This window comes from Paenibacillus chitinolyticus NBRC 15660 (assembly GCF_000739915.1).
Taxonomy (GTDB): domain Bacteria; phylum Bacillota; class Bacilli; order Paenibacillales; family NBRC-103111; genus Paenibacillus_F; species Paenibacillus_F chitinolyticus.
The window spans coordinates 220,621-245,433 of record NZ_BBJT01000008.1 but is presented as its reverse complement, the minus strand read 5'-3'; the positions used below and the strand labels follow the sequence as shown (position 1 = coordinate 245,433).

General features: G+C 51.9%; 21 protein-coding genes, 1 tRNA gene and 1 other RNA gene. 20 read left to right on the top strand and 3 right to left on the bottom strand.

The window, feature by feature from the left end; all coding sequences use genetic code 11:
- Positions 1-46: 46 nt before the first annotated feature.
- The 6 genes from PCH01S_RS19995 to PCH01S_RS19970 all read left to right on the top strand — a co-directional run bounded on the left by PCH01S_RS19995 (position 47) and on the right by PCH01S_RS19970 (position 6,344).
- Positions 47-994, top strand: coding sequence for an ROK family glucokinase (locus PCH01S_RS19995; protein WP_042232311.1), 948 nt, complete (start codon positions 47-49; stop codon positions 992-994).
- A gap of 67 nt (positions 995-1,061) precedes the next feature.
- Positions 1,062-1,949 (top strand): RNase adapter RapZ, encoded by an 888-nt coding sequence (gene rapZ, locus PCH01S_RS19990; protein ID WP_009676833.1) that lies wholly within the window; start codon positions 1,062-1,064, stop codon positions 1,947-1,949.
- Positions 1,950-1,961: 12 nt separating this feature from the next.
- Positions 1,962-2,948, top strand: coding sequence for a gluconeogenesis factor YvcK family protein (locus PCH01S_RS19985; RefSeq protein ID WP_042232308.1), 987 nt, complete (start codon positions 1,962-1,964; stop codon positions 2,946-2,948).
- 6 nt (positions 2,949-2,954) lie between these two features.
- Positions 2,955-3,896, top strand: a complete 942-nt coding sequence (gene whiA / locus PCH01S_RS19980; RefSeq protein WP_042232305.1) for a DNA-binding protein WhiA — start codon at positions 2,955-2,957, stop codon at positions 3,894-3,896.
- Positions 3,897-4,165: 269 nt separating this feature from the next.
- Positions 4,166-4,435 (top strand): HPr family phosphocarrier protein, encoded by a 270-nt coding sequence (locus tag PCH01S_RS19975; protein ID WP_016423762.1) that lies wholly within the window; start codon positions 4,166-4,168, stop codon positions 4,433-4,435.
- 151 nt (positions 4,436-4,586) lie between these two features.
- Positions 4,587-6,344, top strand: a complete 1,758-nt coding sequence (locus PCH01S_RS19970) for a copper amine oxidase N-terminal domain-containing protein (RefSeq protein ID WP_042232304.1) — start codon at positions 4,587-4,589, stop codon at positions 6,342-6,344.
- Between the two features lie 82 nt (positions 6,345-6,426).
- Here the strand turns inward: PCH01S_RS19970 and clpP are convergent, their stop codons facing one another.
- Positions 6,427-7,029 carry an ATP-dependent Clp endopeptidase proteolytic subunit ClpP gene (gene clpP, locus PCH01S_RS19965; RefSeq protein WP_009676841.1) on the bottom strand — a complete coding sequence of 201 codons (603 nt, stop codon included), beginning with the start codon at positions 7,027-7,029 and terminating at the stop codon, positions 6,427-6,429.
- A 354-nt stretch (positions 7,030-7,383) separates the two neighbouring features.
- Here clpP and PCH01S_RS19960 point away from each other — a divergent pair, with 354 nt between their 5' ends.
- Positions 7,384-8,034, top strand: a complete 651-nt coding sequence (locus tag PCH01S_RS19960) for a DedA family protein (protein ID WP_042232301.1) — start codon at positions 7,384-7,386, stop codon at positions 8,032-8,034.
- A 74-nt stretch (positions 8,035-8,108) separates the two neighbouring features.
- On the opposite strand, the gene PCH01S_RS19955 is transcribed toward PCH01S_RS19960, so the two are convergent.
- A tRNA-Arg gene (locus tag PCH01S_RS19955) sits at positions 8,109-8,180 on the bottom strand.
- A gap of 241 nt (positions 8,181-8,421) precedes the next feature.
- Between PCH01S_RS19955 and PCH01S_RS19950 the strand changes: the two genes are divergently transcribed.
- The 13 genes from PCH01S_RS19950 to PCH01S_RS19895 all read left to right on the top strand — a co-directional run bounded on the left by PCH01S_RS19950 (position 8,422) and on the right by PCH01S_RS19895 (position 23,542).
- On the top strand, positions 8,422-9,450 hold the full coding sequence (locus tag PCH01S_RS19950; RefSeq protein WP_042232298.1) for a sugar-binding transcriptional regulator: 1,029 nt from the start codon (positions 8,422-8,424) through the stop codon (positions 9,448-9,450).
- A 51-nt stretch (positions 9,451-9,501) separates the two neighbouring features.
- A complete protein-coding gene (gap, locus tag PCH01S_RS19945; protein ID WP_016423763.1) occupies positions 9,502-10,506 on the top strand; it encodes a type I glyceraldehyde-3-phosphate dehydrogenase in 1,005 nt (334 codons plus the stop codon).
- A 404-nt stretch (positions 10,507-10,910) separates the two neighbouring features.
- Entirely contained in the window at positions 10,911-12,092 is a 1,182-nt protein-coding gene (locus tag PCH01S_RS19940) for a phosphoglycerate kinase (protein ID WP_042232295.1), read from the top strand.
- A 27-nt stretch (positions 12,093-12,119) separates the two neighbouring features.
- The gene (gene tpiA / locus PCH01S_RS19935; RefSeq protein WP_042232293.1) at positions 12,120-12,872 is read left to right on the top strand and encodes a triose-phosphate isomerase; all 753 of its coding nucleotides are present in this window, start codon (positions 12,120-12,122) and stop codon (positions 12,870-12,872) included.
- Between the two features lies 1 nt (position 12,873).
- Positions 12,874-14,415, top strand: a complete 1,542-nt coding sequence (gene gpmI, locus PCH01S_RS19930; RefSeq protein WP_042232291.1) for a 2,3-bisphosphoglycerate-independent phosphoglycerate mutase — start codon at positions 12,874-12,876, stop codon at positions 14,413-14,415.
- Between the two features lie 160 nt (positions 14,416-14,575).
- Positions 14,576-15,868: a phosphopyruvate hydratase gene (gene eno, locus PCH01S_RS19925; protein ID WP_009674533.1), complete on the top strand. Its 1,293-nt coding sequence runs from the start codon at positions 14,576-14,578 to the stop codon at positions 15,866-15,868.
- Positions 15,869-15,926: 58 nt separating this feature from the next.
- Complete coding sequence (locus tag PCH01S_RS19920) at positions 15,927-16,652, top strand: M50 family metallopeptidase (protein ID WP_042232290.1); 726 nt, start codon at positions 15,927-15,929, stop codon at positions 16,650-16,652.
- Between the two features lie 184 nt (positions 16,653-16,836).
- On the top strand, positions 16,837-17,073 hold the full coding sequence (secG, locus tag PCH01S_RS19915; RefSeq protein WP_009674538.1) for a preprotein translocase subunit SecG: 237 nt from the start codon (positions 16,837-16,839) through the stop codon (positions 17,071-17,073).
- 511 nt (positions 17,074-17,584) lie between these two features.
- Positions 17,585-20,509, top strand: coding sequence for a ribonuclease R (gene rnr, locus PCH01S_RS19910; protein ID WP_241688877.1), 2,925 nt, complete (start codon positions 17,585-17,587; stop codon positions 20,507-20,509).
- 391 nt (positions 20,510-20,900) lie between these two features.
- A complete protein-coding gene (smpB, locus tag PCH01S_RS19905; RefSeq protein ID WP_009674535.1) occupies positions 20,901-21,380 on the top strand; it encodes an SsrA-binding protein SmpB in 480 nt (159 codons plus the stop codon).
- Positions 21,381-21,542: 162 nt separating this feature from the next.
- Positions 21,543-21,908, top strand: a transfer-messenger RNA (tmRNA) gene (gene ssrA / locus PCH01S_RS29930).
- Between the two features lie 358 nt (positions 21,909-22,266).
- A complete protein-coding gene (locus PCH01S_RS19900; RefSeq protein WP_042232286.1) occupies positions 22,267-23,082 on the top strand; it encodes a helix-turn-helix domain-containing protein in 816 nt (271 codons plus the stop codon).
- A gap of 70 nt (positions 23,083-23,152) precedes the next feature.
- Positions 23,153-23,542: a hypothetical protein gene (locus PCH01S_RS19895; protein WP_053228758.1), complete on the top strand. Its 390-nt coding sequence runs from the start codon at positions 23,153-23,155 to the stop codon at positions 23,540-23,542.
- Between the two features lie 218 nt (positions 23,543-23,760).
- Here the strand turns inward: PCH01S_RS19895 and PCH01S_RS19890 are convergent, their stop codons facing one another.
- Positions 23,761-24,321, bottom strand: a complete 561-nt coding sequence (locus PCH01S_RS19890; protein WP_241688781.1) for a recombinase zinc ribbon domain-containing protein — start codon at positions 24,319-24,321, stop codon at positions 23,761-23,763.
- Positions 24,322-24,813: the final 492 nt, after the last annotated feature.

The following is a 24,813-nucleotide window of genomic DNA, read 5'->3' as shown; positions in this document are numbered from 1 at the left end:
CGAAAGAATGGAAATAACTTAACTCTTCACTGAGGTGACATTTAGCATGACACAACGGATTTATGTCGGAGTGGACTTAGGGGGCACCAGCATCAAGGTAGGCCTCTGCGACGAACAAGGAAAATTGATTCAGACTTATGAAGGTCCTACCGGAACCGAGCACGGTCCCGATTTTGTGCTTGACCGTATTGTTGAGTACGTCCACAGGATCGTAGACGAATCGCCATACGAATGGGAACAAGTAGCGGGGATCGGAGCCGGAATCGCTGGCTTTATGGACATTCCGACAGGCTTTGTGGAATTGTCGCCTAATCTGGGTTGGCGCAATGTCGCCGTCAAGAAGACGCTTGAGGAGAAGCTAGGCAAAACCGTAAAAATCGACAATGACGCCAATGTCGCGGCGCTTGGTGAGGCGTGGGGCGGAGCCGGACGGGGAATCCCGAACCTGGTCTGCTATACGCTTGGAACCGGCGTGGGCGGAGGCATTATCATAAACGGAAAAATTTATCAAGGTTTCAACGGGATGGCAGGCGAGCTCGGACATATGTCCGTAGTTCCCGATATTGAAGCGATTGCCTGCAACTGCGGACAATCCGGATGCCTGGAAACGGTCTCTTCCGCCACGGGCATCGTCAGAATGGCCAACGATGCCAAAGAGCGCGGCGACCGTACGAGTCTGGCGCTGATCGAGAAGATTACAGCGAAGGACGTATTCGATGCGGCGAAGTCGGGAGACGAGGTCGCTGTGCGCATCGTGAACCGTGCCGCCTATTATATCGGTAAGTCCATGGCGGCCGTAGCGGTAACCGTAAATCCGCAGCGGTTCATTATCGGCGGCGGCGTATCGAAAGCGGGAGAAATCCTGTTCAACCCGATCCGCGAGACATTCCGCAAGCTGACTCCGGAACGCGCTTATACAGGCGTTGAAATCGTGCCGGCCACACTGGGCAACGATGCGGGCGTCGTAGGAGCGGCGGGGTTAAACCTGCATTAGCAACCAAAGCTTACAATGCGGCTTCCACCCGGAAGGGTACCCTATAACGGATGAGGAAGGTGAACTCATGGAAGAAAGCAAAGCGGCGGCCAAGCTTGTCATTATTACCGGCATGTCCGGTGCAGGAAAAACAATTGCCGTACAAAGTCTCGAGGATCTCGGATTTTTCTGTGTGGACAACTTGCCGCCTGTTCTGATTCCGAAATTTGCGGAATTAATCGAGCAGTCCCACGGCAAAATCGGCAAGGTGGCGCTGGTGATCGACCTCCGCGGCCGGGAATTTTTCACGGCGCTGCAGGAATCACTGCGTTCCATTAAGGAAGATTACACATTGACGTACGAGATTTTGTTTCTCGACGCTACGGATTCCACGCTGGTTCAGCGTTACAAAGAAAGCAGGCGCCGCCACCCGCTTGCTCCCAACGATGCGCCGCTGGAGGGCATTCTGCTGGAGCGCAAGCTGCTGGAAGAATTAAAGGGCCACGCTTCGCAGGTGATCGACACTAGTGCGTTGAAACCGGCGCAGCTCAAACAAAAAATCGCCTCCCGCTTCACCAACATGGGTAGCGGCGGCATATCTATAAATGTCATCTCTTTCGGCTTTAAATATGGCATCCCGATTGATGCCGATCTCATTTTTGACGTACGCTTTTTGCCGAATCCGCATTATGTGGAGACGCTTCGCCCCAATACGGGACAGGATGCGGATGTGTACGACTACGTCATGAAGTGGAACGAGACGCAGGAGTTTCTGACGAAACTGCTCGATATGCTTCACTTTCTTGTTCCTCAATACAAAAAAGAAGGCAAAAGCCAGGTTGTCGTAGGCATCGGTTGTACGGGCGGCAAGCATCGGTCCGTGGCTATTGCCGAGTATTTGGGCAAAGTTATGGGAAACAGCGAGACGGAGATCGTCAGAGTCAATCATCGAGATGCGGAACGCGACCGACCATAAGAGGGTGAAACCATGTCTAAAGTATACCGCCCTGCCGATATCCCCCGGATAGTCGTCATAGGGGGCGGAACAGGATTGTCCGTCATGCTCCGGGGGTTGAAGCAGAAGCCGCTGGATATCACGGCTATCGTGACGGTAGCCGACGACGGAGGCAGCTCCGGCATACTGCGTTCCGAGCTGCAAATTCCTCCGCCGGGCGACATCCGCAACGTGCTTACGGCGCTTGCGGATGTGGAGCCGCTGCTTTCCGAGATGCTGCAGTACCGCTTTCCGGCCGGAACCGGGCTCGCGGGGCACAGTCTCGGAAACCTGATTCTCGCGGCGATGAAAGATATCACCGGTGATTTCGTCACCGGTATCCGCGAGATGAGCCGCGTGTTCGCGGTACGCGGCCGTGTGCTGCCTGCCTCGAGGCAGGAGCTTTATTTGCGGGCGCTGATGGAGGACGGTACGATCGTGGAAGGGGAGTCGAAGATTCCCCAGGCCGGAGGACGCATCAAGCGGGTTATGCTGGAACCGGCGGATATCGAACCGCTGGAGGAGGCGATCGAGGCTATCCGTGAGGCGGATGCCATCCTGTGCGGACCCGGCAGCTTGTACACGAGTATCCTTCCTAACCTGCTCGTGCCCGGAATAGCGGAGGAGATTCTTAAATCCGATGCGGTCAAAATGTTCATTTGCAACGTGATGACCCAACCGGGCGAGACGGACGACTACTCCGTCGGGGATCATCTGACGGCTATTCATAACCATATAGGCCATCATTTATTTGATTATGTCATTGTAAATAACGGGGAGATTCCTCCTCAGGTACAGAATAAATATGCCGAGAAAGGCGCCAAAGCCGTCCATCTGGATCTGGACGAGGTGACGAAGCGGGGTTACCGCGTCATCGCCGACAAACTGGTGCTTTTCCGGACCTATCTGCGCCACGATGCGGAGAAATTAAGCGAGCATATCTATCAGATCGTGGAGAGCTGGATGCTCAGGAAGAGGTGAGTCCCCATGTCTTTTGCGGCGCAAACGAAGAAGGAATTGACCCTAATCGAAGCGGAGGATTGCTGTGAGAAAGCCGAATTATCGGCTCTTATCCGCATGAACGGTTCCGTCCAGCTGACGAATCAGCGCGTCGTTCTTGATATTTCAACGGAAAACGCCGCTATTGCCAGGAGGATTTACTCTTTGCTTAAAAAGCGGTATGAGCTGCACACCGAGCTGCTCGTCCGTAAGAAAATGCGTCTTAAGAAGAATAATGTCTATATCGTCCGTGTGCCGAACCAGGTACAGGAACTGCTTTCCGACCTTTATATCGTGTCGGAAGGCTTCCAGTTTACTCCGGGCATCGATAAAAGCATTGTAAAAACAAACTGCTGCCGGCGGGCCTACCTTCGGGGGGCTTTTCTTGCGGGAGGTTCCGTCAACAATCCGGAGGGTTCTTCGTATCATCTCGAAATTGCTTCCATGTATGAAGAACACTGCCAGGCGCTGTGCCAGCTTGCTAACACTTTCGATTTGAATGCCAGATGCATCGAGCGCAAGAAGGGGTTCGTTTTCTACATCAAGGAAGGCGAACGGATTATTGAGTTTCTCAGCATTATTGGCGCACACCAGGCCCTGTTGCGTTTCGAAGATGTCCGGATCATGAAGGATATGAGAAATTCGGTGAACCGAATCGTAAACTGCGAAACGGCGAATCTTAATAAAACCATCGGTGCGGCTGTCCGGCAGATCGATAACATCCGTCTTATCGAACGGGAAGTCGGCCTGGAGAGCCTGCCGGAAAAACTCCGCGAAGTCGCGGAAATCCGTGTAAAGCATCCCGACTTGAATCTTAAAGAGGTCGGGGACATGCTGAAGGGGAGCGTCAGCAAGTCGGGCGTCAATCATCGTCTGCGCAAAATAGACGAACTGGCCGACAAAATTCGCAACGGCGCTGCCATACGTTAGGCCTATACGGGAACTTTTTCCTAGAGTATTTCGCCGTAAAATGGTATAATATGAAGCAGATTACGCATTTTACGGCACTCGCGGTTCTTGAACGGACAAGCGCGGCCCGGTGCCAGGTCCCCGTTCGATGAACATCCAACATGAATTGGATAGAAATCATCATGCCTGATGCTTAACCGACATAAGTTACACGTAAGGGGAACCTCCGAGCGATATTGCCGGGGATGCATTATAGACTGCAAATTAAGAACGTAGGGGGAATCCAATCCATGTCGAGACGCCCAGTAGTGGTGAAATTGAAAACCGGCCTTCACGCCAGACCCGCTGCTTTATTTGTCCAGGAAGCGAATAAATTTTCGTCTGAAATTTTTGTAGAGAAGGACGAGAAGAAAGTAAACGCCAAGAGCATTATGGGAATTATGAGCCTTGCGATCAGCACGGGAACCGAAATTTACATAAGTGCAGAAGGTTCGGACGCCGAACAGGCTGTAAACGCTTTAGTCACGCTGGTCAGTAAAGAAGAACTTGAAAATCAGTAAGAGCGAAGGCTTCCTGCCAAGGGAGCTTTTTTATTTTTTGTCAAACAGAAACCTTTTCCAGTAAAAAACGTCTAAAGATTGGGCGATTTTTCGGGAGAAGGCTTTTTTGTCATGTCGTTTTTTAGAAAAAGGAAGGAAAAGGAGTAGGAGCATGATTCAATGGAAGAAAGAGGTTTCGCTTCTGATGGCGCTGGTGCTGTTCGCAGCTTTTCTGATGCCGATTCAGGCACGCGCAATCTCGTCCTCGTCGTCGTTAATTGTTTTGTACCTGGATAACAAGCAGGCCTTCGTCAATGAAGACCAGGTGGAGCTGGAGTCGCCGGCCACCATCATCAAGGACAAAACGTTCGTTCCGGCTAAATTTATCGGTGACAGTCTGGGATTCCCCGTTACGTGGGACAATGCGGCCAGAACGATCACAATGCAGCCCCCGGGCTATAACATCGTCTTGAGCAGCGATCTGAAAAAAGCCTATATCAATGGCGAGGAAGTGCCGTTCGATTCGGTTGCGGCCATCGTAAAAGGCAAGCTGCTCGTCAAGCTGACCTGGGTAGCCGATTATATGGGCGCCAAGTATACGTACTATCACGACTCGCGCAAAGTGGAAATCATCTACGTTCCGAAGCCGGAAGGCATTTACGACAATGGAACGAACAATTCGAATCCCGTTGCCAAGTTTACGACTCACAAAGAGAAATACCGTCTCGGCGAGACCGTCAAGTACATTGACCTCTGCTACGATCCGGATGCGGAAGGGATCGCCAAGTACGAATGGACAGGCAAACAAGACGCATTCTTCAAGCCGGGGTCCTACCCGGTTAGTCTTAAGGTCTACGACAGGCACGGACACGTGAGCAAGGTGTTCACCAAAAATGTCATTGTCGAAAATATTCCGCTTGTGTCGGAAGCCGAATATCCGGTATATCACAACGAGATCGGCAGCTTCTACAAACTGAGCTGGGATACGCTGACTTCCCATTTCTACAACTTGCCGATGCTTCCCAAAGAAGCGACCGACGTAACGGGCCGCAAGCTGCTCGTCAGCGACAGCCCCGAAGAATTTACGGAGCCGGGCATCCTGTACCAGGACATGATCAACGGCAAGGGGCGTCTGTATGCGGATCACATCAACGGTACGAAGAACAAAGTAACGTTTGCCATTATGGCAACGAATACGACGGATAAGCCTGTTACGGTCAAAACGACCAACAAAGGCGAAGTATGGCCTTCCGTATATGCGAACCTGATTGGCAGCGAGGCTTCCGTGGACTTCCTGCTGGGCAATACATATAACGAGAAGCTGACCATTCCGCCGCACGATACGCTCGTTTACCGCCAGCTTCCGGATTTCTATCCGGGCCAAGGCGTGAATCTGTTCTATGATCTGGAAACTTCCGGAGAAGTTCAGTTCTCCTTCCTGGCCGCTGACGAGTTGTCGAACACGACGCTGTCCGAAAGCAAGCTGCTTGGCTTCACAGGCCACGTAAGGGGCTCGTTCGACGTCTCCGAGGTAAACTGGAATATCGATGCCTCTTCCTTCACGACGGCGTCCAAGCTTGTCATAGGGGACGGAAAGACCGATCCTTTCGTGGACGGTTACGACGTGATGCGCAAGGAAAACGTGAAGAATGGGGGCAACTACGGCGTTGTCTACAAGATTCACGCGGACAAACCGCGCAAAATGGCGATTATGCTGCTGGCCCGCGGCGGTGTCTTCAAAGGGCCGATCAAGATCAACGGAGAAATCCAGTCGATTCCGTATTCCGGCGTCATTACCGCTTTTGACGGCATGCAAATTCTCCACCGCACCACAGGAACGGAGAAGTCGCTCGATATCGAGTTTACGCCTCCGGCCGGTTCGGCTTTCCCGGTCGATCTGATTTTCTATCCGCTTGCGGATCTGGACTAATTTTATTGTAATTTCGCCCGCATTAAAAAAGAAACCCCGGGTTACCGACGAAAGTCGATAATCCGGGGTTTTCTTTGGCTGATTAAGCTTCCTTGCCGCCTTCGGTTGTCTTCTCGATGACTTTATCGATAAGACCGTAGGCGCTTGCTTCGGCCGCGCTCATAAAGTAGTCGCGGTCGGTATCTTTATCGATACGCTCCAGCGGCTGGCCTGTACGCTCCGCGAGAATTTTGTTCAAGTTCTCGCGCATTTTGAGAATGCGTCTTGCGCGAATCTCGATATCCGTCGCCTGGCCTTCCGCGCCGCCGAGCGGCTGGTGAATCATGACTTCGGAGTTTGGCAGGGCGTAACGCTTGCCTTTGGCACCTGCCGCAAGCAGGAAAGCGCCCATGGAAGCCGCCATCCCTACGCAGATCGTGGAAACGTCGGATTTGATAAACTGCATCGTGTCGTAAATCGCCATTCCAGCTGTGATGGAACCGCCGGGGCTGTTAATGTACAAATGAATATCCTTGTCGGGGTCCTGCGCATCTAGGAACAGCAGTTGGGCGATAATCGCGTTGGCGACCTGATCATTCACCGGGGTACCCAGAAAAATAATACGGTCTTTAAGAAGACGGGAGTAAATATCGTAAGCGCGTTCTCCTCTTGCATCAGGCTCGACAACCATTGGAATAAAACTCATTAATGTTACCTCCTTCGATAATACGCCGCTATAACTGCGTTAATTTTCAGTATCTACAAATATGATAACGAAAAAACGTCAAAAGGTCAAGAAAGGTCAAACTTATTTGGGAAAACCTCTCTCGTTCTTTCCCCTCAAGAGGAATCGGTGAAACATTTTAGGCTCCCGCAAGGTTCCCGTCTAACAAGTTGCTCGAAAAAAACGCAGAATAAACCCATAAATTTACAGAGGGTCTGGTTCCTGCCACGACCAAAGTCCAGTTTCCAAACTAAACCGGGGACCATTATGAAACTCCTCCTCAAAAGGTATACTGGCTAACAAAGACAGGAAATTAAGTGGAATAAGGAGCGGACTATGGAGTGGATTAGTGATCTTTTCGCACAATACGGGTATCTGGTGCTCTTCCTGGGCCTCTTCGCAGAATCGGTGGCCCTGCCTTTTCCCGGGGAACTGGCTATGATGATTTCGGGACATATGGTGCACGTAAACACGTTTAATATGGCTGGCGTTATGGGCGTTTCATTTGCGGGAGCTTTTGCGGGAACCATCTTTACGTATGTGCTTGGACGGAAGTTGGGGACGCCTTTTTTCGATAAGTACGGCAAGTATGTGCTTCTCAAACCGGAGAGGCTCTTGAAAATTAAAAAATGGTTCGATAAGTACGGGGATAGAATTATTCTCGTCAGTTATTTTGTGCCGGGTCTGAGGCATTTTACGGGGTATGTGTCGGGAATTTTGAAAATCCGCCTGAAGACTTTTCTGATTTTTAACGGGTTGAGCGGCGTTCTGTGGGTGTTTACGTACGTGATGGTAGGATTCTTGTTCGGCACGAAAATCCAGCAGCTGCTGCATGTGATTTCCCAATACTCCACGATTGCGATTATTGCTGCCGCTGCCGCTTTGACGGGGTTCCTGGTTGTAAAAAGAAACAAAGAAGCGGTTTTGGGCTGGCTTCGCGCCCGGTATGCCGGCATTCAAAAGATGTTCATGGGCTCGGCGGAATAAGCGGCTCAAACATATGGGGAAAAGAAAAAAAGCTCCGGTCCGAAGACGGGAGCTTTCTCTTGTGCAGCATCGTACGCGCCCGCGAGGAATCGAACCTCGATCTCAGGCTCCGGAGGCCTACGTCATATCCATTGGACCACGGGCGCATGTTTCATTAAGTAACAGCAAAGGTTATTATATGATAGAGGTATGAAAAAAGCAAGTCCTATGGTTCAGATTTTTTTTCGACGCCCATTTACAAAAATCAAACTTTGCACACATTGATTCTTTTATAGGAACTGGGGTATAATGGGGTTGTGCAAGGCAAGTTTTTTTTGATCCATGTGGGACTTAAAATGCACTCGCGGGACATATTGAGTCCCAACACGATCAATAGGAGTGTATGGCATGAGAGATATTCTCGACGTCCAGAAACAGCTCCTGCCGGACTTGCTGGAGGTTCTGAACAAGCGTTACACCGTTCTGCAGCATATTTTCCTGCTGGGAAGCGTGGGACGCAGAACACTGGCCGGCGCTCTCGATATGACGGAGCGGGTTTTGCGCAGCGAAGTGGAGTTTCTGAAAGGCCAAGGCCTGATTGAAACGGAAACATCGGGCATGCGCATCAGCGAATCGGGCAGGGAACTGCTGGAGAAGCTTCAGCCGCTTATCAAGGAGATGCTCGGGCTTAACGAGCTGGAGAAGCGGATCCGCGACCACTTCCGCTTGGAGCAGGTCGTCGTCGTTCCCGGCGATTCGGATTCTTCGCTGTTTGCGAAGAAGGAGCTGGGCCGGGCGGCCGCGCTGATGCTGCGCAAGCACGTCACGAAGCATGACGTGATCGCGGTAACCGGCGGCTCCACAATGGCCGAAGTGGCGGAGCACCTGTCCACAACGAGCGCCCTCAAGGGCAGCCTGTTCGTCCCGGCCCGCGGAGGGCTCGGCGAGAGCGTGGAGCTGCAGGCGAACATGATCGCCTCCAAGATGGCGAAGAAGACCGGCGGACAGTACCGCCTCCTGCATGTCCCGGATCATCTCCGCGAGGAGGCCTATCAGTCCTTGATCCAGGAACCGAACATCCAGGAGATGATGGACGTGGTCCGCAGCAGCCGCATCGTCATTCACGGCATTGGAGATGCTATCGTCATGGCGCAGAGGCGCAAGGTAGACTCCGAGACGATAGACAGCCTGCGAGGCGAAGGGGCGCTCGCCGAAGCGTTCGGCTACTATTTTAACCCCGAGGGCAAGGTTGTCCATAAGATGCCGACCGTAGGACTCCGGCTGGAAGATATCCAGCACTGCGAAGTCGTGATCGGCGTAGCCGGCGGCAAAAGCAAGGGCGCGGCTGTAGCTTCGGTTTTAAAATACGGCCAGGAGGATATCCTGGTGACGGACGAGGCTGCAGCCGTGGAGATGTTAAACCACATGTTATCTTGACGGGCCCCAGGCACGTCTTGAAATATAAACTTTCTACTGGGAGGAATTACAATGGTTAAAGTGGGTATTAACGGTTTCGGTCGTATCGGACGTAACGTATTCCGCGCCGCTCTGAACAACGCTGAAGTAGAAATCGTAGCAATCAACGATCTGACGGACGTAAGCACGCTTGCGCACCTGCTCAAGTATGACACGACTCACGGCAGACTTAACGCAACGGTTGAAGCCGGCGAAGGCGAACTGAAAGTAAACGGCAAATCCATCAAGGTATTTGCAGAGCGTGACCCTGGAAACCTTCCTTGGGCTGAATACGGCGTTGAAATCGTCGTTGAATCCACAGGTATCTTCACAGACAAAGCAAAAGCCGAGTCTCACTTGAAAGGCGGAGCGAAGAAAGTTATCATTTCCGCACCTGCTACGAACGAAGATATCACAGTTGTTATGGGCGTTAACGAAGAGAAATACGATCCTTCCGCTCATACGGTCATCTCCAACGCTTCTTGTACGACTAACTGTCTTGCTCCTTTCGCTAAAGTACTGGACGAGAAGTTCGGTATCGTAAAAGGTATGATGACGACTGTTCACTCCTATACGAACGACCAGCAAGTGCTTGACCTGCCTCATAAGGATCTTCGCCGCGCTCGTGCGGCAGCCGAGAACATCATTCCTTCCACTACGGGTGCAGCTAAAGCCGTTTCCCTGGTTCTGCCGCAGCTTAAAGGCAAACTGAACGGTATGGCTATGCGCGTTCCGACTCCAAACGTTTCCGTAACGGATCTGGTTGTCGAGCTGAACGCAAACGTAACTGTTGACGATGTGAACAATGCTCTTAAAGAAGCTGCCGACGGCCCGCTTAAAGGCATTTTGAACTACTCCGACGAGCCGCTTGTATCGAGCGACTACAACGGCGACCCTGCTTCCTCCACAATCGACTCTCTGTCGACTATGGTAGTGGGCGACAACATGGTGAAAGTCGTTTCCTGGTACGACAACGAGTGGGGCTACTCCAACCGTGTCGTTGACCTGGCCGCTTTCATCGCTAAAAAAGGTCTGTAATCTTTAAATAAGCCATGCAAGAAGAGGAGAAGAAATTCTCCTCTTCCCATTGCTTATCGGGGCATGAATTTTACATAAATCCCCGGAATGTACGAAGCTTTCCTCAGGAAAGCCTGGCCCCAAAGGTCTTGCGAAGAAGGTTTTCCTGAACGAAAGCTTTTCCGTTTCGATCGCCGGTTTTTGCCGGCGTGCCGCCGTATGCGGTTCCCCGGTTGTCCATGCGGATCCGTTGTACGCTTGCCGTCCTCCCCTCGAAAGGGGAAGGATCGGCCTAAGTTTACGAACGACAGATGTACTGAAAGCTCTGTTAATGCTTTTACGACGCAGCTTTCTTACACAAAGCTCAGCTAATGCTTACTTACGACGAACAGCTTTCCTTCGGAAAGCTCAGAGGAGGATATTTCATGAACAAGAAAAGTGTTCGCGATGTAGAAGTTAACGGTAAACGCGTGTTTGTACGCGTCGATTTCAACGTGCCGCTCGAAAACGGCCAAATTACGGACGATACACGTATTCGTGAAACGCTGCCGACGATCAAGTTTCTGATCGAAAAAGGCGCTAAAGTTATCCTTGCGAGCCATCTGGGCCGCCCGAAAGGCCAAGTCAACGAAGACCTTCGTCTGACTCCGGTTGCTGCCCGCCTGTCCGAGCTTCTCGGCAAGCCGGTAGCGAAAGCGGACGAAGCTGTCGGCGAAGCGGTTCAAGCGAAAGTAAACGAGCTGAAAGACGGCGACGTGCTTCTTCTTGAGAACGTCCGTTTCTACCCGGGCGAAGAAAAGAACGATCCGGAGCTGGCGAAACAATTCGCGGCACTGGCCGACCTGTACGTGAACGATGCTTTCGGCGCCGCTCACCGTGCACATGCTTCCACGGAAGGTATCGCTCATCAGCTTCCGGCTGTTTCCGGTCTCTTGATGGAGAAAGAGCTGGACGTTCTGGGCAAAGCCCTTAATAATCCGGAGCGCCCTTTCACCGCGATTGTCGGCGGTTCGAAAGTGAAAGACAAAATCGACGTAATCAATAAGATGCTTGAAATCGCCGACAACATCCTGATCGGCGGCGGCCTTTCCTATACCTTCTTTAAAGCGCAAGGCCACGAAATCGGACAATCTCTTGTAGACAACGAGAAGCTTGATTTGGCGCTCGGCTTCATCGAAAAGGCGAAAAAACTGGGCAAGAACTTCCTTCTGCCTGTAGATATCGTCATCTCCGATGACTTCAGTGCGAATGCCAACACCAACATCGTCGGAATCGATTCCATTCCTGCTGATTGGGAAGGCATCGACATCGGTCCGAAAACGCGTGAACTTTACGCCGACGTTATCAAGAACTCCAAGCTGGTCGTCTGGAACGGACCTATGGGCGTGTTCGAAATCGAGCCGTTCTCCCACGGTACGCGTGCGGTAGCCCAGGCTTGCGCCGACACATCCGCTTACACCGTCATCGGGGGCGGCGATTCCGCGGCTGCAGCCGAGAAGTTCCACCTCGCCGACAAGATGGATCACATCTCCACTGGCGGCGGAGCTTCCCTGGAGTTCATGGAAGGCAAAGTTCTGCCTGGCGTAGTCGCTCTTAACGACAAGTAAGAGACACAGAGAGGAGTTTTGAAGATCATGAGAAAACCCGTTATTGCAGGTAACTGGAAAATGTTCAAAACCGTTTCCGAAGCGACAAGCTTCGTGAATGATATAAAGGGCAAGGCGGAAGTGGCAGGGGTGGAGAGCGTAATCTGCGCTCCTTACACCAATCTGCCGTCGCTTGTCGAAGCTGTGAAAGGCACGTCGATCGGAATCGGCGCGCAGAACTTTCACTGGGAAGAAAACGGCGCATACACCGGTGAAATTTCCGGGGCTATGCTTAAAGATCTCGGCGTAACGTATGTGATTATCGGTCACTCCGAACGTAGAGCTTATTTTAACGAAACCGACGAAACGGTTAACAAAAAGGTCCTCGCTTCTTTCAACTACGGTCTGACGCCGATCGTCTGCGTGGGCGAGAAGCTCGAAGAGCGCGAAGCGGGACAAACGAAAGAAGTATGCCGTGTTCAGACGGAAGCGGCTTTCAAAGGCCTCAGCGCCGATCAGGCGAAACAAGTCATCGTGGCTTACGAGCCGATCTGGGCTATCGGTACGGGCAAATCTTCCACGGCTGAAGACGCCAACGAAGTTATTGCTTACATCCGCGAGCTGATTGCTTCCCTGTACGATTCCTCCGTAGCCGATGCGGTCCGCATTCAATACGGCGGCAGCGTAAAACCGGGCAACATTGCCGAGTATATGGCTCAGCCGGATATCGACGGAGCTCTTGTCGGCGGCGCCAGCCTGGAGCCTGCTTCTTATATCCAACTCGTTGAGGGGGCGAAGTAAGATGGCGACTAAACCGGTAGCGCTGATTATTCTGGACGGCTTCGGACTTCGGGGCGAGGTTCACGGCAATGCCGTGGCTCAAGCCAAGAAACCTAACTACGACCGCTATTGGAACCAGTTCCCTCATACGACGCTGACTGCCTGCGGCGAAGCCGTAGGTTTGCCGGAAGGCCAAATGGGTAATTCTGAAGTGGGGCACCTGAACATCGGTGCCGGACGGGTTGTTTACCAGGACCTGACTCGTATTTCCAAGTCGATCAGGGACGGCGAATTTTTCGATAACAACACGCTGATCGGCGCCGTTCGTCATGCGAAGCAGAACAACAAAAAGCTGCATCTGTACGGGCTGCTTTCCGATGGAGGCGTACACAGCCACATTGCGCATTTGTTCGCGCTGCTTGAGCTGGCGAAGAAAGAAGATCTGCAGGAAGTTTACATCCATGCTTTCCTGGACGGACGCGATGTAGCGCCCGATTCGGCGAAGAACTACATGGAGCAGCTTCAGGCCAAGATCGCCGAAATCGGCGTCGGCAAAGTGGCGACGGTTCAAGGCCGCTACTATGCGATGGACCGGGACAAGCGCTGGGAGCGGACCGAGAAGTCTTACCGTGCCATGGTGTACGGGGACGGCCCGCACTACACGGACCCGGTCAAAGCGATCACCGAATCGTACGAGAAGTCCGTATTCGACGAATTCGTGATGCCGACTGTGATCACGGATGAGAACGACAAGCCGGTGGGACTCGTTGAATCCGGCGATGCGGTTATTTTCTTCAACTTCCGTCCGGACCGTGCGATTCAACTGTCGCAGGTATTTACGAATAAAGATTTCCGCGGTTTTGACCGCGGCGAGCTTTTCCCGAAAGATCTGTATTACGTCTGTCTGACGCTGTTTAGTGAAACGGTCGAAGGATACGTCGCGTATAAACCGAAAGATCTCGATAACACGCTTGGCGAGGTTCTGGCCCAGAATAATATGAGACAGCTTCGTATCGCCGAGACCGAGAAGTACCCGCACGTTACCTTCTTCTTCAGCGGTGGCCGTGACGTGGAACTGCCGGGCGAAACGCGAATCCTCATTCCGTCGCCGAAAGTCGCCACATACGACCTGAAGCCGGAAATGAGCGCTTACGAGGTTGCGGCCGCAGCGGTGAAGGAAGTCAATGAGGACAAGCAGGACGTCATCATTCTGAACTTCGCCAACCCGGATATGGTAGGCCACTCCGGCATGCTGGAGCCGACTATCAAAGCCGTTGAAGCCACGGACGAGTGCCTGGGCCAAGTCGTCGAAGCCATTCTCGCGAAGGGCGGAGTTGTCTGCATTACAGCCGACCACGGCAACGCGGACCTCGTCCTGGACGATGCCGAACGTCCGTTCACGGCTCACACGACGAATCCGGTGCCGTTTATCGTTACATCGAACGACGTCACTCTGCGCGAAGGCGGCGTTCTGGCCGACATCGCCCCGACGCTGCTGCATTTGCTGAAGCTGGCGCAGCCGCCGGAAATGACAGGACTTTCGATCATTGAAGAGAAGAAATAAGTAACCCTTCCGCTTTTTGATTAAGACACCAAGTTTTCGGGAACCATTCCTTGGAATACAGCATCTTATTTTGATCGGTAAGGTGCGCCGCTGCCCTTTAAGGGAATGAGTTCCCGAAGTTTTTCATACACATAACCTTGTTAAGGAGTGTTCAAACACAATGACTATCATTTCTGACGTTTATGCTCGCGAAGTACTTGACTCCCGCGGCAATCCGACTGTTGAAGTTGAAGTATACCTGGAATCCGGCGTTGTAGGCCGCGCAATCGTACCTTCCGGTGCCTCCACGGGCGCTCACGAAGCTGTCGAGCTCCGCGATGGAGACAAAAGCCGTTACCTGGGTAAAGGTGTACTGAAAGCCGTTGACAACGTCAATTCGATCATCGCGCCTGAAATTATCGGTCTGAACTCCTTGGATCAAGTATCCATCGACAAGAAAATGATCGAGCTGGACGGCACGCATAACAAAGGCAAGCTTGGCGCCAACGCGATCCTCGCGGTATCCATGGCTGTTGCCCGCGCTGCGGCTGAAGCAATGGAACTGCCTTTGTACGTATACCTGGGCGGATTCAACGCTAAGACTCTTCCGGTTCCAATGATGAACATCATCAACGGCGGCGAGCATGCCGACAACAACGTTGACGTTCAAGAATTCATGGTACTTCCGGTAGGCGCTCCTACATTCAAAGAAGCTCTCCGCATGGGCGCAGAGATTTTCCATAACCTTAAATCCGTACTTAAAGATAAAGGCCTGAACACGGCTGTCGGCGACGAAGGCGGTTTTGCACCGAACCTGAGCTCCAACGAAGAAGCGATCCAAACGATCATCACCGCTATCGAGCGCGCTGGCTACAAGCCGGGCGTAGACGTATTCCTGGGTATGGACGTAGCTTCCACCGAGTTCTTCAAGAACGGCAAATACGAGCTCGAAGGCGAAGGCAAATCCTTCACACCGGCTGAATTCGTTGACCTGCTCGCTTCCTGGGTAGACAAATACCCGATCCTTACCATCGAAGACGGTTGTTCCGAAGACGATTGGGAAGGTTGGAAGCTGCTGACCGAGAAGCTGGGCGGTAAAGTACAACTCGTTGGCGACGACCTGTTCGTAACGAACACCGAGCGTCTGTCCAAAGGCATCAACGAGAACATCGGTAACTCCATCCTGATCAAAGTAAACCAAATCGGTACGCTGACCGAAACATTCGATGCGATCGAAATGGCGAAACGCGCAGGCTACACGGCTGTTATTTCCCACCGTTCCGGCGAGAGCGAAGACAGCACGATTGCCGACATCTCCGTGGCAACCAACGCAGGCCAAATCAAAACAGGCGCGCCGTCCCGTACGGACCGCGTAGCGAAATACAACCAACTGCTTCGCATCGAAGACCAACTGGAAGGCATTGCTCAATACGCCGGCAAAGAAGCTTTCTATAACTTGAAAAAATTCAAGTAAGAAAACCTTTCACAAAGTTAATGATTTAGCTTTTTAAACGTCGGGGAGGGTCATGAATATGAGTGCTTGGGTAAAAACGATTTTGTTGTTAATCGGGTCGGCCTTATTAACTCAGTTCATCCCTTTCTCGGCCTATTTCCGCAACCTGGACACCATGGTTCATGAGTTCGGGCACGCAGCCGTGACGATGATCCTGTCGGGCAAAGTCATGGCTATCGTGCTCAATGCCGATCACAGCGGGGTTACTTACTCGTCGGTCAGCGGCTCGTGGAAACTCCTGCCGATTTCGATCGCAGGCTATGTGACGGCGTCCTTGTTTGCGGTTTTTCTTTTCTGGGCGAATGCCCGGGGGAAGCAAAGACTGGGACTCCAGGTAACGACGGTGGTCGCCGTGCTGTCTCTGGTGCTGTTCGTACGCAATGAATTCGGCGTCGGGTGGCTGATCGGCTTCATCGCGCTGAACATCATTGTGCTCGCTTTTACGAGCGGGTTTATCCGCAACGCCTATTATTTGCTCGTCGCCTTCCTGTGTCTGGAGGAGTCGGTCTACGGGCCGCTGACGCTAGCTCTCCTGGCGGCTGGTAATCCGAACAAAGCGGGAGACGCAACGAACCTGGCATCCATCACGCCTATACCGGCTCTGATCTGGGGCGTTGTTTTCCTGGTTTTCTCTCTCTGGTGCGCCAAAGCGGCCATTCAGTATTTTCTGGGTGGAGATGCAAACAGACGAAAGAAAGCCCGGAGGTCCGAAAGAGCCTACCCGATGGGACCGGGGGAACGGTAATCCTGTCGTTAAATCGCAATAAACGACCCGCTGGATGGAAGCTCTGTTCCGTCGGCGGGTTTTCTTTTATAAATCGGGGGAAAATAAGTGAGGTTGTTCAACCAGAATCTTGCAGAAAAAGGCCTTTTATGATAGACTTTTTATGCACATTCTAAAAATAAGAACATGCTAATGAGGTGTCGAATTGGTTATCCTGTTAAAAGTTTTGTTGGTTATCGCCTCGCTGGGCTTAATTGTAACGGTATTACTACAAAAGGGTAAAAGTGCGGGACTTTCCGGTGCGATCAGCGGCGGTGCCGAGCATCTGTTCGGCAAAACGAAAGCTAGAGGCATGGACCTGGTTCTGGCCCGGATTACCGTGGTTTTGGCGGCTATTTTTATTGTATTGACGGTCATCGTGGCCTACGTAGTGAAGTATTAACAACTGAACAGACGGTGCACATAAATTGCAAACAGCAGGGGGATGCTACTCCTGCTGTTTTTTCATGGCGTTTTGCCGTTTGCGAATAACGAGGGGCTCGGCGGCTGATGCAATTGATTGGTTTATGTTTTTGTCTTTTCAGGATATACTGGTTAGTAACTTGCACCTGCTTGTCAACCGGTTAATTGTGGGTCTCGCCGGGAACCGTGAGGAATGATAAAGCAGAAGCTTAAACGAATCAACGACCGGAAAGCTGCAAGAAGACCCAACGAAGGCACACCCGTTACCCTTGGCCGTACAGGCCGATAGGGACACTCGCACACAATCATACACCGCCAGACCGAGATGCCCCGGAGGCAGGGGGAAAAGCGGAAGAACAGGACCTGGAGATCCCCTTGATGGCCCGACAACGGGTAGAGGATGCGATTTGCAGCAGCGGCTAAGCCTGTTCAAAGAAATGGTTATCGGGTATGAATACGGAGAAGCTCAACCTAATAAGAAGGTGACAACTATGGTGACAGAGCAGGATATATTAAATTTTATGCACGAGAATGCGTACAAGCCGATGACGTACCAGGAGCTTGAAAAGCATTTCGGCATTGAGAGCGCTTCGGAATTCAAAGATTTCGTCAAGCTGCTTAACGACTTGGAGCAATCTGGACACGTACTGCGCACGCGCAACGACCGTTACGGAGTGCCGGAGCGGATGAATCTCATCCGTGGCCGGCTGCAGGCTCACCCCAAAGGATTCGGATTCTTGATTCCGGACGACAGGGATCACCCCGACGTGTACATTCATGCCAATGACATGAATACGGCGATGAATAATGACATTATTCTCGTCCGCGTTACGAGCAAAGGCGCCGCCGGAGGCAAGCTCGAGGGGGAAGTGGACCGCGTCGTCACACGCGCCAATACGAGAATCGTGGGAACGTTCCAGAATCACGAAAGCTACGGATTCGTCGTTCCGGACGACAAGCGCGTGCAGCGGGATATTTTTATTCCGAAAAACGCTTTCCTCGGTGCGGCAGACGGACAAAAGGTCGTCGTTAACATTGTCCAATATCCCGAGGGCCGTGCGGCTGCCCAAGGCGAAGTGATCGAAATTCTCGGCCACAAGGACGACCCCGGTGTGGACATTTTGTCCATCATCCGCAAGTTCCAGCTTCCGGAAGCGTTCAGCGAAGAAGTGATCGGGGAGGCGGAAAGTGTCCCGGACTCCATCACGGAAGAAGAAATCGTCAGCCAGAAGCGCCGGGATCTGCGCGGCAAACGCATCGTGACCATCGACGGCGAGGATGCGAAGGATCTTGATGATGCCGTAAACGTGGAACGGCTGCCGAACGGCAATTATCTGCTGGGCGTTCACATTGCGGACGTAAGTTACTATGTGACGGAAAATTCCGCACTGGATCGCGAAGCCTACAACCGCGGCTGTTCGGTGTATCTGGTGGACCGGGTCATACCGATGCTGCCGCACCGGTTGTCCAACGGGATCTGCTCGCTCAACCCGCAGGTCGACCGCCTGACTATGTCCTGCGAGATGGAGTTCGATGCCGAGCTTAACGTGGTGAGGCACGACGTTTTTACGAGCGTGATCAAAACAAGTGAAAGAATGACCTACAACAACGTCCGCAAGCTGCTCACCGAGGAAGAACCCGATGCGGACCTTCTGGAGCGTTACGGTTACCTTGTGGACGATTTCAAGCTGATGGAAGAGCTCGCCATGAAGCTGCGCAACCGCCGTATTCAGCGCGGCGCGATTGATTTCGATTTCCAGGAATCGAAAATCATTGTCGACAAGGACGGAACCCCGGTCGATATCGTCAAGCGCGAGCGTTCCATCGCGGAAATGATTATCGAAGAGTTTATGCTCGCGGCCAACGAAACGGTTGCCGAGCACTTCCATTGGTTGAAGGTGCCGTTCCTGTACCGGATTCACGAAGATCCGGATGCGGAGAAGCTGGCTCATTTCATGGAGTTCATTACGAATTTCGGTTACGTGGTACGCGGACGCGGCAACACCGTGCACCCGCGCGCGCTCCAGTCTCTTCTTGAAGAGATCAAAGGGACGAAGGAGGAGACCGTCATCAGTACGGTGATGCTCCGTTCCATGAAGCAGGCCCGTTACGATTCCAACAGCATCGGGCATTTCGGTCTGGCGGCGGAGTTCTACTCCCACTTTACGTCTCCGATCCGGCGTTATCCGGATTTGATCATTCACCGTGTGATCCGGGAAGTGCTTGAGAACGGCGGGGCACTGACCGATAAGCGCAGCGAATATTTGCGCGGCCGGATGGACGATATCGCCGAGCAGTCTTCCCAGCGTGAGCGTGTGGCCGTTGATGCGGAGCGAGAAACCGATGCGCTGAAAAAAGCGGAGTTCATGCTGGATAAAGTCGGCGAGGAATTCGAGGGCATTATTTCGAGCGTGACGAGCTTTGGGATATTCGTGGAGCTGGAGAATACGGTCGAGGGCCTGATCCGCCTGAGCGATATGACGGACGATTACTATCACTATCACGAGATGCAGCATGCCCTTATCGGGGAACGCACGTCGAAAATTTACCGGATCGGCGACGAAGTTAAAGTTCGTGTAGGCCGGGTCAATATGGACGAGAAAACGATTGACTTCGAAATGGTGGATATGAAGCCTCGTTCCAATAAGTTCAGCATGCTCGACCGCAGCAAGTCCGGCGGCCGCGGGGGCCAGAAGAAGCGCGTTGCAGGCGGGCGTCCTGTCAAAGACGGACGCGGTAAAGACCGCGGCCGTGTGCGGGATGTCATCGTGAAACCTGGTTCGCCGGGTGGAGCAGCAGGTGCTGCCGATGCGGCAGGAGCATCCGAAGGCGGCGGAACGAAGCGCCGCAGACGGAAGAAGAAAGGCGCATCGGGTGAAGCGCCGCTCGGAATCACGCCGGCAGCGGCACCGGGCGGTACGCCGTCTGAGGGCGGCAGCTTGTCCCAGGAGGCTCCGGGAGCCGGCAGAGGACGTAAGCGCCGCAAGGGAGGCAATCCGGCTGCAAAGCCCGATACAGGCCGTGAGAACGGACTTGTGACAGAGTCCGGCGAGAATGGCGGCGGGCGTCGCCGGAAGCGCAAGGGCGGCGGAGCCGAAGGAGAAGCGGCCGTAACACCGGCTGCAGGCACCGACGGTGGCGGCAAGCGCCGCAAAGGCGCCGCTCCGGCCCGCGGTGTCTCGCTGCGCGGTGAGTCCGGCGAAGGCGGCGGCCAAGGCGGCCGCGGCCGGAGGGGACGCGATGCGGGCGAGGGAGCGGGCCGCGAGAGCGGAGGCGCGCGGAAGGAGTCGACGTACTCCGGCAACTGGGCGTCGTCCGTGAACGCGCTGACGAAGACGGTCCGCGGCGACCGGCACACGCCGGACGGCCGCGACCCGTTCGAGCCGGGCGGCCGGCGTGGACGTCCGCGCCGGTAGCGGGCGCGGGCGGCAGGGGGTAAGCGGTTTGAAGCCCGCTGATTTGCGATAGGCTTATGGTTCGTGATGATCCGTGGGAATCCCGCGCGCTGACGGCTGCTGTCTGGCATACATTCCGATGGTGGGTCGTACGGAGACAGTGAGGCGTTTATCCTTTGCATAAACAGAGCTTACATGCCTAAAAGTTAAGCCTGTTGAATTTTTACAGCGGCAAATAAATACATGAGAATTAAATAAACGGCCCGACCGTGCGCGCGTCTTTTTAACGGACATGCCATGGTTCGGGCGTTTCTTGATTTTTGGCAGGGAAATTGCTACAATAAAGAACACTCCGCCTTTTCAAAAAGGCACGGATGGGGTATTAATAGCATGGACGACTGGAGGGATGACCGTGACCAAGAAAGCGGACGGCAAGGTGCTGGCACAGAATAAGAAAGCTTCGCATGACTATTTTATTGAAGACACTTACGAGTGCGGGCTTGTGCTGACGGGTACGGAAATCAAATCCCTGCGGAACGGCCGGGCGAATCTTTCGGATTCGTTCGCAACCATCCGCAATGCCGAAGCGTTCGTGCATAATATGCACATCAGTCCTTTTGAACAGGGAAATCGGAACAATCCGACCGATCCGACGAGAGCGAGAAAGCTGCTCTTGAAGAAAGCGGAAATCAACAAGCTGATCGGCGCTTCCAAGCAGGAAGGCTACACGCTGGTCCCGCTTAAGATTTATATCCGCAACGGCTATGCGAAACTGCTGATCGGACTCGGTAAAGGTAAGAAGCAGTACGACAAGCGCGATACAGCGGCTAAACGCGATGCTCAGCGTGATATTCAGCGGGCTCTGCGTGAGAAGCAGAAGGTCGCCAGGTAATGTGGTTTATTAGCTGCTCCTTGCGGGAGCGGGTGGGAAACCGATCCTGGACTTCCATGGATCAGCACCTGCTTTTGGCGGGAAATGTGGTATAATAAATGAGTAAGAAGAACACAGCATCCGGCTCGATGAGCCGTTGCATCCGAGTTCCTTTTCTATTACGGGGGCGTTTTTGGATTCGACGGGGGTAGTTCGAGCATGGGTAGCGGGTAGTGGGGACGCGTCCGCTTCATCAACGCTAAAGCCTATTAAACGGCAAACAACAACAAAACTACGCTTTCGCAGCTTAATAACCTGTGAGCGTGCTCCTCTCCTGTATCGCCCATGTGCCGGATGTAGGGGCTAACCTTTAGTGGGATACGCTGTCACATCTCCGCCTGGGGTGTGCTGAAGAAGACAATCAGGCTGACCTTAGTGAGAGCCGGTTACGGGGCGCTTGCTTGGGTGACATCAAACCCGTGACTACACCCGTAGAAGCTTATGTGTCGTTATCTTCGGACAGGGGTTCGACTCCCCTCGCCTCCATACAACAACAGAAAGGTCCCAGCCGAGAGGCTGGGGCTTTTTTGTTGTTCCGTGGAGGCTGGAGGAGAAGCCTGCGGGTTCAGTCCGCGCGGACGGAGGGAAGCGGAGGAGCACGGGATTGCAATCAACCGCTGGGGTTGTCGACGGAGGGTGCTGCGTGAGCAGGTTAGATGGGAATTGCGATACTCCCCTCGCCACCATCAGAAAAGCGACCTAGTGAGGTCGCTTTTTTGCTTTTCATATTCATGTTATAAAGAGGGTATGACATATTAGACGGAATGGAAGGAGTTATTGGAAGAACGCCTTCAATCGCTAATCACTCTGATGCGTGTGAAACCTGATGTTTAAGGAGATGCTTACGATGATTCGAACTTTTGAACCTGACAATGTCTTACATAAACTTGTGGACTACATCTGGATCGTAGATTTTAACTTTCTTGCCGATGGAAATAGAGGAGATATTATTATGCCGCTGGGGCATATCAATATTATTTTCAATTATGGGTCCGCTTACAGGTTGGTAGGAGAAAAGGAGGAAATGGTGATCCCTGATGTGGCAGTGATTGGTCAAATGAAAGAGGCTAAACATGTTCAATATGGACAACATTTGTATCAAATCGGGATTTCATTAACTCCGTTAGGGTTTATAAAATTGTTTCATGAGCCCGGCCTCGAGTTGACAGAGCGAATTGTAGAGGCCATCGATGTGGACCCCGATCTGGATGAATTGTACTTAATGATGATGATTTCTAAAGATGTGGAGCAGTGTACGAAGGCAATCAATCAATTTTTGATGCATAAATTAGCGTTGAATGAAAAGGATACTGGACGCATAGAGGAAATGCTGACCTATGTGGAGCGAGAGTATGAGAGCCTAAATATTGTGAGTATGGCTAATTTTTTTGGTGTTTCGGTCAGTTCATTGGAGCGTTTTTTCAAAAAATATATCGGGCTGACACCAAAGACCTATGGAAATATTGTGAAATTCAGAAAGCATGTTGAGGATGAAGGGCTGAGGAGGGATATGCAGTATCATTACTATGATCAGTCCCACCTGATCAAAACATCCAAGAAATTTGCAGGTAAAACGATTAAGGAGTTGGAAGAGCTGCCGGATGAATTAACCCTTGGTTACTTATGGCATGGCCAACAACAAGCATCTGAACATAGGTGCTGATTTTTTACAATACCATTTTTCTCCTTCCTGCTAAGCTTGAGACACTACTAGAGGAGAGGAAGGGTTAACGATGCAGGACATGATGATTATTGCAAGTTTGCTGGTATTTTTAAATGTAACATTACTCACGATACTGGTTCCGGGAGGACCGATTGAAAATAGAGATTTTTCAAAATTAACAGGAGTTGTGTTTTGGGGCTTTAATCTGTTTCTGATCTCGCTGGGGGTCGTTTCGTTTATCGCGTGCTATCTCTTATTGATTTCCCATTCTAATGCCATTCTCATCACGCAAATGATCGCCGTTTTATATTTCATCGTATACACCATTGACTTAGCGGGGATGTTTCCAAAATCACCTACTAAGATGTCTAAGCCGCTCATGCTTTTCGAAATTATAAATACAACCATGGCTGTATTTCTCTTCCTCTTCGTAACAGCGATAGGCCATGCTGGATCATGAGGGCGTTGACATCAAACCCGTGACTACACCCGTAGAAGCTTATGTGGGGGTTGTCTTCGGACAGGGGTTCGACTCCCCTCGGCTCCATATGTTAAATCCACAATTTGGAGTTTAAAGATTACCTCTAATGCTCTTTGTAGACGATTACCTTTTCCACGTAACTGCCAATGAACTTTTTGATCTCAGAGAGGTTGTGCTTAGCAACGTGGCACCCGAACTTAAAAAAGCAGTTGTCGCAGAGTATCCTCTGTGATGGCTGCTTTTTCTGTTACACCCTTAGCTTCGAGCAGCTTCTGCCCAAGCTGTAGTTTCTGCTGCTTCAATTCCCAAATCTTACTAGACAAAGCAATGTTGAAAGTGCCACTAGCAATGGCATTTACTATATTTGTAATCTGACGTTCAATACCCTCTAGGCTCTTAGCTAGGCGTTCACGCTTGCCTTTTACGTTTGATTGCTTGGAGTTATGGTAGTCATTCAGTTGCTTGGCAAGCAGTGGGATGGCCTCTTCATTAAAAGTCTTCTCTTGCAATTGAGAAATAATATAGCTCTCGATGTATTCTCGGCGTATCTCGGGGTTATTCCATTCCTTCGTCCGATCACGATTACCACAGCGGTAGGTGACGTATTTGAGCTTGTTACTTCCGCTGAACTTTATATTACCCATCATAGAATACGGGGTGCCAATTTTTTTCGGACACTTACCACAGACGATGAGGCCGCTTAACAGGTAAACTTCTTTAGCCTTATACGCTCCAGACTGACGTTTGTTGTTGTCCATCTTTTCTTGAACCTGTTGGAAGACTTCCTTCGAGATGAGCGCTGGCATGCCACCGAAATTACTCGGAACCAACGATCAGAAGTAATGATACAGCGGGGAAATGGGCATAGCGGAGATAAAAACTGCTATGGCAAGGAACTATATCTACTAAAAATATGAAATAAAACAGAAATCCCCCTTTACCCCTGTATTTTATTTTATTGGGAGGATATAACACTATTTTTGTCGAATAGCTTCAGAAATAGTGTTTGAGCAAGGGGAGGTTGACTGTTGAGCAGAAGTTATCTGATCATCTAAGAAAATCCAATCGGACTCATTCATTTTCATTAGATCGGGCTTTTCGAGAGGATATATTCACTTATAAGATTGGCCGGGACTTCTTCATAAGTCGCTAGTTTTAGCGAAACGGAATATGAGTATTATGCTTCATCGGCTCACGGAGAACTAGATGAAGTTGCCACTAACCAGGTAGAAGCAAACAACTACGCCCCG